The sequence below is a fragment of the Methanopyrus kandleri AV19 genome, assembly GCF_000007185.1.
Classification (GTDB): Archaea; JAADCQ01; Methanopyri; order Methanopyrales; family Methanopyraceae; genus Methanopyrus; species Methanopyrus kandleri.
On record NC_003551.1, the window covers coordinates 1,463,125 to 1,477,571 of the forward strand.

12 protein-coding genes are annotated in these 14,447 nt (G+C 61.6%); 7 read left to right on the forward strand and 5 right to left on the reverse strand.

What is annotated here, in order from left to right:
* Window positions 1-51 precede the first annotated feature (51 nt).
* Genes MK_RS07670 through MK_RS07680 form a run of 3 tightly spaced genes read left to right on the forward strand, consistent with a single transcriptional unit; the run spans window position 52 to window position 4,364 of the window.
* Window positions 52-756, forward strand: a complete 705-nt coding sequence (locus MK_RS07670) for an RNA 2'-phosphotransferase (protein ID WP_011019802.1) — start codon at window positions 52-54, stop codon at window positions 754-756.
* The gene (locus MK_RS07675) at window positions 743-1,432 is read left to right on the forward strand and encodes an endonuclease V (protein ID WP_011019803.1); all 690 of its coding nucleotides are present in this window, start codon (window positions 743-745) and stop codon (window positions 1,430-1,432) included. The genes MK_RS07670 and MK_RS07675 overlap by 14 nt, the downstream gene beginning before the upstream one ends.
* Window positions 1,410-4,364 (forward strand): helix-hairpin-helix domain-containing protein, encoded by a 2,955-nt coding sequence (locus MK_RS07680; protein WP_011019804.1) that lies wholly within the window; start codon window positions 1,410-1,412, stop codon window positions 4,362-4,364. Before MK_RS07675 ends, MK_RS07680 begins: the two co-directional genes overlap by 23 nt.
* Window positions 4,365-4,366: 2 nt before the next feature.
* On the opposite strand, the gene MK_RS07685 is transcribed toward MK_RS07680, so the two are convergent.
* Entirely contained in the window at window positions 4,367-5,551 is a 1,185-nt protein-coding gene (locus tag MK_RS07685; protein ID WP_011019805.1) for an aminotransferase class V-fold PLP-dependent enzyme, read from the reverse strand.
* Between the two features lie 105 nt (window positions 5,552-5,656).
* Window positions 5,657-6,388 carry a hypothetical protein gene (locus tag MK_RS07690; RefSeq protein WP_158295991.1) on the reverse strand — a complete coding sequence of 244 codons (732 nt, stop codon included), beginning with the start codon at window positions 6,386-6,388 and terminating at the stop codon, window positions 5,657-5,659.
* Window positions 6,389-6,745: 357 nt separating this feature from the next.
* On the opposite strand from MK_RS07690, the gene MK_RS07695 reads away from it, so the two are divergent.
* Window positions 6,746-9,211, forward strand: a complete 2,466-nt coding sequence (locus MK_RS07695) for a 6-pyruvoyl-tetrahydropterin synthase-related protein (RefSeq protein ID WP_011019807.1) — start codon at window positions 6,746-6,748, stop codon at window positions 9,209-9,211.
* Here MK_RS07695 and hacA read toward each other — a convergent pair.
* Window positions 9,186-10,442 carry a homoaconitase large subunit gene (gene hacA, locus MK_RS07700; RefSeq protein WP_011019808.1) on the reverse strand — a complete coding sequence of 419 codons (1,257 nt, stop codon included), beginning with the start codon at window positions 10,440-10,442 and terminating at the stop codon, window positions 9,186-9,188. The two genes, MK_RS07695 and hacA, sit on opposite strands and share 26 nt — an antisense overlap.
* A 76-nt stretch (window positions 10,443-10,518) precedes the next feature.
* On the opposite strand from hacA, the gene MK_RS07705 reads away from it, so the two are divergent.
* From MK_RS07705 to MK_RS07715, 3 genes are all read left to right on the forward strand, one after another.
* Entirely contained in the window at window positions 10,519-11,817 is a 1,299-nt protein-coding gene (locus MK_RS07705; protein WP_011019809.1) for a replication factor A (ssDNA-binding protein), read from the forward strand.
* A complete protein-coding gene (gene radA, locus MK_RS07710) occupies window positions 11,795-12,748 on the forward strand; it encodes a DNA repair and recombination protein RadA (RefSeq protein ID WP_011019810.1) in 954 nt (317 codons plus the stop codon). Before MK_RS07705 ends, radA begins: the two co-directional genes overlap by 23 nt.
* Window positions 12,749-12,819: 71 nt before the next feature.
* Window positions 12,820-13,947: an NAD(P)/FAD-dependent oxidoreductase gene (locus MK_RS07715; RefSeq protein WP_011019811.1), complete on the forward strand. Its 1,128-nt coding sequence runs from the start codon at window positions 12,820-12,822 to the stop codon at window positions 13,945-13,947.
* On the opposite strand, the gene MK_RS07720 is transcribed toward MK_RS07715, so the two are convergent.
* Together MK_RS07720 and MK_RS07725 are read right to left on the reverse strand one after the other, a co-directional pair.
* Window positions 13,944-14,150, reverse strand: a complete 207-nt coding sequence (locus tag MK_RS07720) for a 50S ribosomal protein L24e (RefSeq protein ID WP_011019812.1) — start codon at window positions 14,148-14,150, stop codon at window positions 13,944-13,946. The two genes, MK_RS07715 and MK_RS07720, sit on opposite strands and share 4 nt — an antisense overlap.
* A gap of 12 nt (window positions 14,151-14,162) precedes the next feature.
* Window positions 14,163-14,387 (reverse strand): 30S ribosomal protein S28e, encoded by a 225-nt coding sequence (locus MK_RS07725; RefSeq protein ID WP_011019813.1) that lies wholly within the window; start codon window positions 14,385-14,387, stop codon window positions 14,163-14,165.
* Between the last annotated feature and the right edge of the window lie 60 nt (window positions 14,388-14,447).

The window sequence follows — 14,447 nt, forward strand, 5'->3', positions numbered from 1 at the left end:
CCAAGAGACACCTCAACATCTTATTAGGTTGTCCGAACGAGGGGGAGGTCCTTGAAACCTATCCGGGTATGCCCGGAGTGTGGCAAGTACACGGAAAAACATACCTGCGAGCGGTGTGGTCGGCGCACCGAGGAGTTTTTGGACGGGCGGCGAAGGCTCGCGCTTAGCAAGCTCCTCTCGGGTATCCTCCGGCACTTCCCCGAAGAGGTGAAGGTGAAACTCGACGACGAGGGTTTCACGGACTGCGACGTACACGAGCTGGCGGAGCGCATCAAGAAGTACTGGAAGAACCGCGAGTACTATCGTTGGCTCACTGGCGAGCACATCATCGCGGTTGTAGAGACCTGCCCCAAGGGCCGGTTCGAGATCGACGAACATGGCCGTATTCGGGCGAGGTACGGTCATTCGAGGCGTCTCAGTGTCAGGCCGACGCTCCCAGAAGCCGAGAACGTCAAGGAACTGTACCACGGCACGGCACGTGAGAACCTGGAGTCTATACTCCAGCACGGAATCAAGCCGATGGGCAGACGGGCGGTGCACCTGACGGACGACGAGCGTGAGGCCCTGATCACGGCGCTCCGTCACACTCGGAATCCGGTGATACTGGTCGTCGACGCGGAACGGCTTCGACGGCATGGGTTGGTCCCCAGGAAAGCTGGCAAGAACGTCTACGTGGTGGAAGGAACGGTGCCTCCGGACTGCATCACTCGCGTGATCCGGAACCCAAGGAGGTCCGTCGAGAGTGAAAAGCGCTGAATGGTTCGAGGCCAGCACCGAGGAGGAGCGCGTAGAAATTCAGCGGAAGGTAGCCCGTAAGGTCCGACTGGAACCGCTCGACGACGTGGACGCCGTCGCTGGGGTAGACGTCTCTTACCGCGGTGAAGAGTACCGGGCCGCCGCGGTGGTTCTGGACCCCGAAACCTACGAAGTGCTCGACCGTCGAGTGGTCCACGGGACTACGGACGTCCCCTACGAGCCCGGGTTCCTGGCGTTCCGTGAGGGTCCACCGGCCCTGGAGGCTCTCGAGGGACTGGACTTCGACCTGCTGTTCGTCCACGGCCACGGCGTAGCCCACCCTAGGCGGGCCGGTCTCGCTTCCCACCTCGGAGTGGCCCTAGACGTCCCGACGATAGGGGTGGCGCGGCGTCCGCTCGTGGGCAGGTCGAAGGAGGAACCGAGTAGGATAGGCGATACCACACCCCTCGTACATAGAGGTGAGGTAGTCGGCTACCTCGTACGAACCGACGCCGAAGCCCGGCCCGTAGTGGTGAGCCCGGGCCATCGGTGTAACCTCGAGGACGCCGTGAGATGGACGCTGCGCCTCGTCCGAGTGGGAAAGTGGCCAGAGCCGCTGCGTCTGGCCGATCTGCTCTCACGTAGAGGAGCATCACGGGTAGAGGGTGAAAGTCGTGGCGCTGGTGTACGACGCTGAGTTCGTGGGCTCGGAGCGAGAGTTCGAGGAGGAACGCGAGACGTTCCTCAAGGGTGTCAAGGCCTACGACGGCGTTCTGGCCACCCGTTACTTGATGGAGAGATCTTCCAGCGCGAAGAACGACGAGGAGCTGCTCGAGCTTCACCAGAATTTCATCCTCCTCACGGGATCGTACGCCTGCTCGATAGACCCGACCGAAGATAGGTATCAGAACGTCATAGTCCGTGGCGTTAACTTCGATGAACGAGTTCAACGCCTGTCCACGGGCGGTTCACCGGCCCGCTACGCGATCGTGTACAGGCGTGGCTGGAGGGCGATCGCCAAGGCTCTAGATATCGACGAGGAGGACGTCCCGGCCATAGAGGTGCGTGCCGTGAAGCGTAACCCGCTCCAACCGGCGCTGTACCGGATCCTGGTGCGATACGGACGCGTCGACCTCATGCCCGTAACCGTGGACGAGGTACCACCGGAGATGGCCGGTGAGTTCGAGCGACTGATCGAACGGTACGACGTCCCGATCGACGAGAAGGAGGAGCGCATACTCGAGATCCTCAGGGAGAACCCGTGGACTCCCCATGACGAGATCGCGAGACGGCTCGGGCTCTCGGTCTCGGAAGTCGAGGGTGAGAAGGACCCGGAGAGCAGCGGTATCTACAGCCTGTGGTCTCGGGTCGTCGTGAACATCGAGTACGACGAGCGTACGGCCAAGCGGCACGTCAAGCGCCGGGATCGACTGCTCGAGGAACTGTACGAGCACCTGGAGGAGCTTTCGGAGCGGTACTTACGTCATCCGTTGACTAGACGGTGGATCGTCGAGCATAAGCGCGACATCATGAGAAGGTATCTCGAGCAGCGGATCGTCGAGTGTGCGCTCAAGCTCCAGGACCGTTACGGGATCCGCGAGGACGTGGCGCTGTGTCTCGCCAGGGCCTTCGACGGGTCCATCTCGATGATCGCTACCACTCCGTACCGGACGCTCAAGGACGTGTGTCCCGACCTGACGCTCGAGGAGGCCAAGTCCGTCAACCGCACCCTGGCGACGCTGATCGACGAGCACGGTCTCAGCCCCGACGCCGCGGACGAACTCATCGAGCACTTCGAGTCGATCGCCGGTATTCTGGCCACCGACCTGGAGGAGATCGAGCGAATGTACGAGGAGGGCAGGCTCTCCGAGGAGGCTTACCGGGCCGCCGTCGAGATACAGTTGGCGGAGCTCACGAAGAAGGAGGGCGTGGGTAGGAAGACCGCGGAGCGTCTCTTACGCGCCTTCGGAAACCCCGAGCGCGTCAAGCAGCTGGCCCGCGAGTTCGAGATCGAGAAGCTGGCCTCGGTGGAAGGGGTCGGCGAGCGCGTCCTACGCAGTCTCGTCCCGGGGTACGCTTCGTTGATCTCGATCAGGGGCATCGACAGGGAGCGGGCGGAGCGTCTGCTCAAGAAGTACGGTGGGTACTCCAAGGTCCGTGAGGCTGGTGTCGAAGAGCTGCGCGAGGACGGCCTCACCGACGCTCAAATCCGGGAGCTCAAGGGTCTGAAGACCCTGGAGAGCATAGTAGGGGATCTGGAGAAGGCCGACGAGCTGAAGCGGAAGTACGGATCCGCGTCCGCGGTTCGACGTCTGCCCGTAGAGGAGCTACGCGAACTCGGGTTCTCCGACGATGAGATCGCCGAGATCAAGGGGATACCTAAGAAGCTCCGGGAGGCCTTCGACCTTGAGACCGCCGCGGAACTCTACGAGCGGTACGGTTCGCTGAAAGAGATCGGTCGCCGACTCTCTTACGACGATCTACTCGAGCTCGGTGCGACTCCGAAGGCCGCGGCCGAGATCAAGGGGCCGGAGTTCAAGTTCCTCCTGAACATCGAAGGGGTCGGACCGAAACTCGCTGAGCGGATACTCGAGGCCGTGGATTATGACCTCGAGCGACTGGCTTCCCTGAATCCCGAGGAACTTGCGGAGAAGGTGGAAGGACTGGGCGAAGAGCTCGCGGAGCGCGTCGTGTACGCTGCTAGGGAGCGCGTAGAAAGTCGCAGGAAGTCCGGCCGCCAGGAGCGGTCGGAGGAAGAATGGAAGGAGTGGCTCGAGCGTAAGGTCGGCGAGGGGAGGGCTCGCCGGTTGATTGAGTATTTCGGCTCCGCGGGTGAAGTAGGAAAGCTGGTCGAGAACGCCGAGGTGTCGAAGCTACTGGAGGTCCCGGGTATAGGCGACGAGGCCGTCGCTAGGCTCGTACCGGGCTACAAGACCCTACGAGACGCCGGTCTCACGCCGGCCGAAGCGGAGCGCGTGCTGAAACGGTACGGCTCGGTCTCCAAAGTGCAGGAAGGAGCCACTCCGGACGAGTTACGCGAGCTCGGCCTCGGCGACGCCAAGATCGCGAGGATCCTGGGCCTGCGCAGCCTGGTGAACAAGAGGCTGGACGTGGACACCGCGTACGAGCTCAAGCGTAGATACGGTTCCGTCTCCGCCGTCCGGAAGGCCCCGGTGAAAGAACTGCGCGAGCTCGGCCTCTCCGATCGGAAGATCGCACGTATCAAGGGCATCCCGGAGACGATGCTTCAGGTCCGAGGGATGAGCGTGGAGAAAGCGGAGCGGCTGCTGGAGCGTTTCGATACCTGGACCAAGGTGAAGGAAGCTCCCGTCTCGGAGCTGGTGAGAGTCCCGGGTGTCGGATTGAGTTTGGTGAAGGAGATCAAGGCTCAGGTGGATCCGGCCTGGAAGGCACTTCTGGATGTCAAAGGGGTCAGTCCGGAGCTGGCCGACCGGCTCGTCGAGGAGCTCGGCAGCCCGTATCGGGTGCTGACGGCCAAGAAATCCGACCTGATGAGAGTCGAGAGAGTCGGACCGAAGCTCGCCGAGCGAATCCGGGCCGCGGGCAAACGGTACGTGGAGGAGCGTAGGTCGAGGAGGGAGAGGATCAGGAGGAAGCTCCGAGGGTAACTTCACGACCCGCGCGCTATCTCCTCTACAACCTCCAGGAACCTCTCCGCTTCCTCGATGTCGTTGTAGAACGCCACCGAGGCCCGAACACAACCGTCGAGTCCTAGCCTCTCGAACACCAGGCTAGCACAGTGCCTCCCCGTTCGCACGCAGATGTTCCGCTCACCGAGCTTTTTACCCACCTCCGCGTAATCCACGCCGTCGACCAGGAACGGGACGATGGTCTTCCTCTCCGCCTCGGGTGCTAGAATCTCGACTCCCTCCAGCTCCTCTAACCCGTTGAGGATCCGACGGGTGACCTTGCGGATACGCCGCTCCACGCGGTTCAACCCGACTTCCTCCAGGATCTTGACACCTTCCGCCAGCCCTATCACACCCGGAAGGTTCGGTGTTCCTGATTCGAAGGAGAGCGGGGGTTCTCTGGGGACGACCTCGAGATCTCGGGTTACGTAGTCCGTCGACCCTCCACCGAGGAGCCGTAGCTCCAGTTCCTCCATCACGTCCTCGCGGACGTAAAGGATCCCGGTACCGTGAGGTCCTAAGAGGCCCTTGTGACCGGGCGCCGCTAGGAAGTGATACCTCGACCAATCGTGATCCATGTGGCCCAACGACTGGGCCGCGTCGAGCAGCACGTACGCACCGACCTCCTCGGCGAGCTCTAAGATCTCGTCCACGGGCTGCAATGAACCCAGGGCGTTGCTCTCGTGAGTTATGGCGATCAGACGTGTGTTGTCGTCGACCACGGACTCCAACTCAGCCATGTCAACCTCGCCGGTCTCCCGGTCGAACCCTACCACCTCGACTTCGAACCCCAACACCTCGGAGAACCTCAACCACGGTGCCAGGTTCGAGTGGTGCTCGAGGGCCGTGGTGACGACGGCATCGCCTTTCTTCCAGCGGATCGAAGCCAGCACGTAGTGGATCGAATGGGTCGTGTTCAGCGTGAAGGCGAGGCACTCCGGCTCGACTCCGAGAAACGAGGCGACGATATCCCTAGCACGCTCGAACTCCTCTGTGGCACACTCGCCCGGAGGGTGCGCCCCGCGACCCACGTTCACGCCGAACTCCCGCAAGACCCTCTCCATAGCGCTTATGACGCGTTCGTGCTTCAACGACGTAGCGGCGTTGTCGAGGTACACCCACTCCTCCTTGAGTGGAAACCCGTTCACGATCTCATCCAAACCCAACGCCTTCCCTCCGGCCGATCTTTGATCATGGATTCAAAGTCGTTGCTCCGCCGGGAACGTTAACGCTATCGGACGTCTTTGACGCCTAAGCGGGCGTGCAGTTCATCACCCGCCTTTGAGAAAACCCCTCAGGAATTCACGTATCCTGCCCGTGTTAGGGACCTCCCAAACGTGCCAGCCACTTTCGTAAGGGGTAACGAGGGAGTACCGGTCGGCCTCCGGGTCGAGTTCTCCACCCTCCCAGGCGACTAACACCTGACCGCCGGCCGCCGCGACGGCGCTCTCACGATCGTCGTAGTAGTCCCGATGGTCCTCCGACCGAAGTACGAGCACCGCCGCCTTATGGCGTCGTTTTACCCTGTCCAGGAGATATCCTCGCTCCGACATGTGGTCCACGATATCGTCTATGAACTCCGGCGGACATCTCGTCACGAGACGACCCGTCTTCGGGCGCAGGACATCCACGCAGGCGTCCAGGAACGACAGCACGAACTCGAGATCGGGCGTCCGGGAGATGCCGCTGCGAAGTCCCCACGGAGGATCGGTCAGCACCTCGTCGACGGGACGTCTGAAATCTTCGATGCTGCACTCCAGCGGGAGGACGTCACCTAGGAGGACGTCCCGATTCGCGGAGACGTTGGCAGACAAGGCCGCAGAGTGCTCCGGGTCGGGTTCCACGGCGTACACGGTGTAAGGACCGAGGGCCGCCACCGTCAGGGCGAAGGATCCGCAACCCGCCCCGGCATCGAGGACCTCTCCTCTCCACGGGGCGCGAAGGTCACGGACGACTTCCATGATATACCTGGTGCTAGGGATTATCACACGCGAAGGGAACATAGTGAGGGGATCTTCGAGGAAAGGCAGGAGTACCGGGACCGAGCGCTCTGACCCTCCCATTCGCGGTCACCCGGCGTCGAGAGTGGAAAATGGACAAAATTTAAAGTACCTGGCAGCTGCGGGCAGCGGTCGTACGAATTAATGCTTCGAGAAGCGTTGGGAAGCCCAACGGCTCGGACGGATGCCTTCGGCCCAGGGGGGTCGGTTAAAGATTTGATAGCGAGTATATCATCCGGAACGAAAGATGTCGCTATTTTGCTTCTGTTCCTAGGTCTTACGGCAGTTGCCAGCCTCGCATTCTTGTAATCTCCGTTCTCCGCAGGTGATTCCCGAGCTCATGTCGTTAAGATCTGGTTCGTGAGCGAGCTTTTCGAGCGAGGTCATTGGTCGTACTGGTGCCCGGTCTGGTATTGCGGCTTCCCGTTCCTGCTGTACTACCCACCGCTGTTTTACCTGGTAGGAGGTGCCCTGAACCTCCCGCTAGGAGATCCCGTACAGACGCTGCGTATCCTGGGGCTGACGGCGGTCTACTTGCTCGTAGTCGGGATCTTCTTCGCGTGCCGACAACTCGGCTTCACGACCTTCGAAGCGGCGTTGAGCACCCTGCTGTTCCTAACGTCTCCATCCATACTTTGGGAGATCAACCGCGGCGGCATATTCCCGATGATGATGAGCCTCGGGTTCGGACTGCTCGCCCTGGGCCTCTTGGAGCGAACGCTCTCGCGAGGGTTCACCCCCAAGTCCGCGCTCGGAGTCATCGCGCTGATCACGCTCTCGCTCTTCACCCACCCGATCGGCGGTATGACCTGCCAAGGGGCCCTGATCCTGCGCGTGCTCCTAGAGGTAGTTCCCGAGGGATCACTCCGTCCGAACCAGTGGTTCCGAGCCCTGACCGACCGGCAGAACCTCCCACTACTACTCCCCGCCGCACTTCCACTCCTCCTCGCGGCCCCTCAGTACCTCCCGATGCTCTTGTACCGGGGATACATCTCCCCGCTGGTCACGCCGGCCCCTCAGACGCCGTTAGATTGCATAGTCACACTCCTCTCGTGTCCCATGTGGTCACCGTTACCGTTTTTCATCCTCCTATCCGTGTTAGGGGCGTACTATGCACTTCGACGATCAGGCCCCGGTATCCGTCTGTACGGGGCGTTGACGTGCCTGATATTCTGCGCTTCAGTGTTCTCACTACTCGCGTTCTGGTCCATCTACAAGGTGGCTCCCGGCGGGCAGTTGATCACCCACCGATTACCCGGAGTGCTCTTCCCGCTGTTCGGCGCTCTGATCCTCGGATGCGTGATCCGACACCGCCCGAAGGTGTTCGCGACCCTGGCGATACCTCAACTCCTACTCTTCGCCGTGTACGTGTGGAGCTACACGCAACCCGTGGACCTGGACAGCGTGCGAGAGGGTCACATCCCGTCTCCCGTCGTCCACTTATGGAAAGCGATGGACCTGCTTCCCCGGTGCGTCGGTGCCGGCCTGACCTCGCCTCAGAGCCTCCTATGGACCTTGGTCGCCGCCGGCGGTTTCTTCACGCTGGACACGAAACCCACGGAGGACGCGAAGTGCGCGTTACACTACCTCCGTCACCAGGGTGGGCCTTACGACCGGGTTACGTTCGACCCGTTCACGCACGTCCCACTGTACCGCTGTGACAGCGCCTTCGTACCCATCGAGTCGGGCCATTATTCCCTGCTGGGTTGGTTCAACCAGGGCGATCCGGCGTTCTACTCGCTGGCATGGTACGTGGAGTGGCAACATTCGTGGGTCTTCTACCCGAACGCGGTTCTGACGGTATTTCACCTGGCGAACGTACGATACGTGATATCCGGATCACCTAAGTGGACCGCCTCGCTCGAGCGTCTCCCCGAGTTCCACCGGCTGACGGACTTCGGGAGGTATACCGTATTCTCGACATCGGTGAGCCCGGGTCCCGCCGAGCTGGTACCGCGCCCGATTCTGGTGATCGACGACATCCTCAGGCGACCGAACCCGTACTACACCATGGTTCTCAACATAATACCGGATGGAGGCACACGGAGGATCTTCGTCGAGGGTTCACCCGAGGACGTGGCGCGCTTCCGTCAGATCATCGTGCGAACGGATCGACCGGACACCCTCGACGAGGTGCTACGGAAGATGAAGTCGGGACGCGTGTTGGTGATCGTGCCCGCGAACGATTACGCGACGGCCAGATACCTGGCCGAGCGGTTCGGACTTCACGTCAGGCCCGTGATCGTGTGCCCGTGGGAACCGCTCCCGTCAATGAAGGTCTGCAACAGGCTGATCGACGCGTACCGATTCGTCGGAATCACGGTGCCCGGAGCCACCCCGGAAGAGAGAACCTGGTTCCTGTTCAACGGACGCCCTTGGGTGGATGTGAAGCTCGGAAAGGTCGAAGTCCGGGTGTGCGGAGTGGACTTCGTTGACCTGGCCGGGACGTTACACCAAACGCTGTACTACGGGGCCGGGGCGTACCCCTTACCCCCGAAGTGGGAGCGCGCGCTCCTCAACGAGGTCCTAAGGGGCTTCGACTCCGGTAAGCCGCGACCCGTGAAGTTCAAGGCGGTCGAACCGGACGACGTGCGCGTGCGTGGGAAAGGATACATACTCGTGAAGATAGGATACCACCCGGCTTGGCACGCGAACGCCCCGACGTACCGGGGATCGGGAGGACTGATCATCGTTCGATCGACAGGTGTTACACGGCTCCGGTTCGGGTTCACGTGGTGGGAGAGGATGCTGTGGTGGGGAGCGTTCGCGATCGGCCTGATGGGGTCCACATGGCTGTACCTTAGAGGTAGGGACGAGGGTCGGTGATCTCACCCTCGATAGCGCTGGCGGCGGCCGTCGCCGGACTGGCTAGATACACTTCCGACTCGCGGTGTCCCATCCTACCCGGAAAGTTCCTGTTGGACGTCGCTACGCATCGCTCGCCTTCCGCTAGCACTCCCATATGGCCACCCAGGCACGGACCGCAGTTCGGCGGGCAGATCAGTGCCCCCGCCTCGTGGAGTACTTCGAGCACGCCGTCCTTGAGCGTCCGGTGGTAAACTTCCCTCGACGCCGGGATGACGATCAGCCGGACGTCGTCGTGGACCTCCTCGCCTTCAAGTACCTCCGCCGCAACCTTCAGGTCCTCGTACCGACCGTTGGTACAGGAACCGATGAAGACTTGGTCGATCGCGATACCTTCGACCTCCCCCACGGGCACCACGTTGTCCGGAGAGAACGGCTTCGCGACCTGCGGCTCGAGGTCGCTCACGTCCAAGGTCAGCTCGGCCTCGTACCGGGCGTCCGGGTCCGGCTCAACCGGGCGCCCTTCCGTACCCGCACGCTTCTTGACGTACTCGAGCGTCTTCTCGTCGGGTGGAACCATTCCCGTCTTCGCTCCCATCTCGATCGCCATGTTGCACAGGCACATACGGTCCGATACGGACATCTCTCGGACGACCTCGCCGTGGTACTCGATCGCCATGTACGTCGCACCGTCGGCACCGATTTCTCCCGTCACCTTGAGCACGACATCCTTCGCGTACACACCTTCCGGAAGCTCTCCCGTGATCTCTACGCGGTAAGTTTCCGGGACGCGGAACCACAGCTTACCGGTCGCAAAGACCGCCGCCATGTCGGTGGAACCGATCCCGGTGGCGAAGGCTCCGAGCGCTCCGTGGGTGCAGGTGTGAGAGTCGGCCCCCACGATCACGTCCCCGGGACGCACGTGACCCTTCTCGGGGAGGACCTGGTGACAGACACCCTCCCGAACGTCGTAGAAGTGCTCGATACCCTGTTCTTCGACGAACTCCCGCATTATTTTGTGGTTCTCCGCGGCTTCCACGGAGTCCGCGGGCACCTGATGGTCGAACAGCACGACGATCTTGGACGGGTCCCACACGCGCTCGACTCCCATCTCCTCGAGCCGCTGAACCGTGATCGGGCCCGTGATATCGTGGACCATCGCCACGTCGATGTTGGCGACGACGATATCCCCCGCCTCAGCGTCTTCTCCGGACGCTCGAGACAGTATCTTCTCGGCCATCGTCTTCCCCACGGTGCTCGACCCCCGGCCGCCCCCGAGCGGCGGTTGAAAAAGGATCGGGGACCCGAGCCCCGTATATCAGGTGGAAGTGCCAAGGTCTAGAGGGGCGATCCTGACCTCGGACATCGACCGGTTGGTAGAAAAGCTGGCTGAAGAGGTCGGAAAGCGCGAGGAGGAGGTGCGCCGGGAGATCAACAGACTCCGGAAACGATGGGGAGTGTCGGAGCTCGGCGCGCTTCTCGCCCTCGCCGACCGGATGGGTGTGAAGCTGATGCGAACGGGAGAGGAAAAACCGGGGAGAGTGACGCTGGATGAAGCCATCTCCCGGGGACTGCAGTCCTTCGACACGGAGTTCATCGTCGTACGCGTGTCGGACCCCGCGAAGACCAGGTCGGGCGGTAAAATGGTGACCTTGGTGGTGGGGGACGAGACGCGGTCCGCCGCGTTGGTAGCGTTCGACGAGGCCGTCGAGACACTCGAGGAACTCGAGGAGGGTGATGTGGTACGGGCTAGGAACTTGACTGTGAGTTCGTTCCGTAACAGTCCACAGCTGGTGGTCACTCGAGAGACCGAGCTTGAAGTCGTAGGCTCCGAGGAGGATCCGAACCGGATCATCGAGCGGAACATCTCCGAGGTGAAACACGGAGAGTACGTGCGCGTGCGAGGTGTCGTGGCGAGCGAGCCCGTCGATACGGGAGAACGCGTATACTTCTGGCTCTCCGACGAGACAGGCTCGACGCGTGTTAACCTGTGGGGTGAGGAGGCCGAGCGTGCGCTGGACCTCGACTACGGCGACGGTGTGATCGTGGAAGGGTGGGTCTCTACCCGCGGTGATCACCCGACGATCAACATACTCAGAACCCAAGGTCGTGTGGAGCCCGCTGAGGTTTCCATCAAACCAGCTATCCGGAAGCGTGTCGAGGAGCTCGGTAAGGGGGATGTGGCGGAGGTATCAGGCGTTATCGTCGCCGTATACGCACGTCGTCGGTACTACGAGGCGTGCCCCACCTGCGGTCGGGCCATGAGGAAGGGAGAGTGTCCCGAGCACGGGGCCGTGGAACCCGAACGGAGACCCGTGCTGAACGTGGTCGTAGACGACGGTACCGGGACGGTAAGGACGGTGTTCTTCGGGGAACACGCGGTCGAGTTCGCGGGATACGAGACCACGAGGGAATACCTGGAAGCCGACGAATCCGACATCGAAAAGAGACTTTTAGGTGAAAGTGTTTCCGTAGTGCTCAGAGTTCGGGGAGAAGGGGTCGTAGAGGACTACGATGCCGTCGCACTGCGGGCTAGGATACTCAACGAGGAGGACTTCAAACGCGAAATCCCGATCTTGGTCCGGGAGCTGAAGGGGGAGGAGAGTGAAGGAGAGGAAGCTGAGTGATCTGGACCTACTGCCCGATGAAACCGTCAAAAAGCTGGAAGAGAAGGGGATCGTGACGGTCGAGGACTTCATTTACGCCGATCCGAAGTACCTGTCGGAGGTGACGGGGATGTCTGAGCGGGATGTGGAGGACATCCAGGAGGAGTTGAGGAATATCGACGTGGAATTCGAGACGCTGGAGAAGCTGGAACGGAAACGCAGGCGCATAACCACGGGCTCCAGCGCGCTCGACGAGATCTTAGGAGGAGGCGTCCCGTGCGGGGAGTTGACAGAGTTCGCGGGCCCCTTCGGCTCGGGTAAGTCCCAGATCGTGTTCCAGCTGTGCGTGAACGTACAACTACCGGAAGAGGAGGGCGGGCTGGAGTCCAAGGCGATCTTCATCGATACGGAGGGAACCGTATCACCCGGTCGTATCAAGGGGATGGCGGAAGCCTTAGGGCTGGATCCCGGAGAGGCCCTGCGCAACGTCTTCGTGACGCAGGTGAGATCCGTGGAAGAGCAGATGCGAGCCGCGGAGGAGGCGCACAAACTGTGCGAGCGCGAGGATATCGGACTCGTCGTCATAGATTCCCTCACGGCGCACTTCCGCGCGGAGTACTCGAAGCTGGGGGACGTCAGCGAGCGTCAGGCCAGACTGATGAAGCACGTGGATCAACTCAGGAACCTTGCCATGGACCACGACGTGGCCGTGGTCTTCACCAACCAAGTGCACGTCGATATCGAGGCCGCCACGAAGGGCAAGGGCAGACGTTACGAGCCCGTCGGAGGAACGATCGTAGCCCACCAGGCCACGCATAGGATCATGCTCAGGAGAGCCAAAGGTGAGGTCCGAATCGCACGGATCATCGACTCACCGTACCTTCCACAGCGTGAGGCAGCGTTCAGGATCACGGAAGAAGGCATTCGGGACGTGGAATTCCCTGAGCGATGAGGACAGGCCCAATAGCCGAAACCCGATGACGAGCTCCCGGTCCCATCCGAGCCCTCGCGGGTGAAACGCTTATGGAGTTCGATGTGGTGGTGGTCGGTGCGGGTCCGGCGGGTTCGGTGGCGGCGTGGGCCGCGGCGGAGGCCGGTTGTGATGTCCTGATACTCGAGCGTAAGGCCGAGATCGGCGTCCCCAAACAGTGCGCCGAAGGCATCAGCGCACGAGCTCTCGAGGAGGTCGGAATCAGACCTGACGACGGTTGGATAGCCGCGGAAATAGAGCGTGGTATCCTCTCGCTACCGAGTGGTTCCAAGTTCGAGGTTGAGGTCGAAGGGTACGTGTTGGAGCGTCGTGTGTTTGATAAGTGGTTGGTTGTTCGGGCGGTGGAGGCTGGTGCGGAGGTCGAGTTGTTGGCGCATGCTCGACGGGCGTTGTTAGATGAGGGTCGGGTGGTCGGGGTCGAGTACGAGGGCGAGGATGGAGTGCACGAGGTCCGAGCCCGCATCGTCATCGCCGCAGACGGAATCGAATCACGCATAGGAAGAACCGCCGGACTGGTTCCTCAACTCGAGCCTGATCATATATGCACCTGCGCACAGTACGAGGTCGTCGGCGACCGGTACGATCCGAAGGCGTTCATGATCCACTTCGATCCCGAGCGGATACCCGGCGGGTACGCATGGGTCTTCCCGAAAGGGGAGAACCGGGCGAACGTAGGGGTGGGAATCCGAGGGTCCGAATCCAGTCCAGGTCTGGCCTTAAAAACGCTCGACGAGCTCGTCGAGGGTCCCTTATCCGAGCTCGTAGCGGGGACGCCAGTGGAGGTGAACGTGGGTGGTGTGCCGGTGTGCGGGCCCGTCGAGCGGACGTACGGTGACGGGATCCTCCTCGTGGGTGATGCGGCCCGCCAGGTCAACCCGTTAACCGGTGGCGGGTTGAACACCGCGCTTATCTGCGGTCGGATCGCGGGCGAGGTGGCGGTCGAGGCGATCGAAGAGGACGACACGTCCGCCTCCTTCCTGAAACGGTACCAAGACCGGTGGGAAGAAGAATTCAGGGACACGTTCGAATGTGCGCGTGAGGTGGCGGAAATGCTCCCAGAGCTTGACTTGAAGGAAGTCGTCGAGTTCCTATCGTCGGTGGAAAACTTGGAGGAAATGCTGAGGACATCTGGTATCTTGGAGGACGTGTGGTGGGGTTAGAGTTCTCCGCGCTGCTCGGCCATGAACTCCCGATGCTTCTCCGTCCAGCGAACCTTCTTCGGATCCCTTCCGAGCTTCAGCATGTTACGCTCGCACTTGCTGGAGCAGAACCATAGGATCGTGCCATCGTTCTTGACGAACATTTTTCCTGTCCCTGGCTCAATGATCCGACCGCAGAAGTCACAGCGCCGAACATCGGGCATTCTGAGCCCCCCTTACTCGATCGGTCGCGCCTCCCTCTCGGTTTCCCTCAGCAGTAGGATGTCTCCTTCTCGAACGGGCCCTTTGACGTTTCTAGTGATGATCCTACCCTTGTCCGGTCCCTCCAGGATCCTGACCTTCACCTGTGTCACCTCACCGGCCATTCCGGTGCGCCCTAAGATCTCCACGACTTCCGCGGGTGTTGCGTCCTCTGTCGGGTCGTAGTCGCACTCTACCATCTTTTCCACCCCCTAGGCGAGGCCTTCCCTGAGCCCCGTTATGAAGTTTCGTCGGGGGTT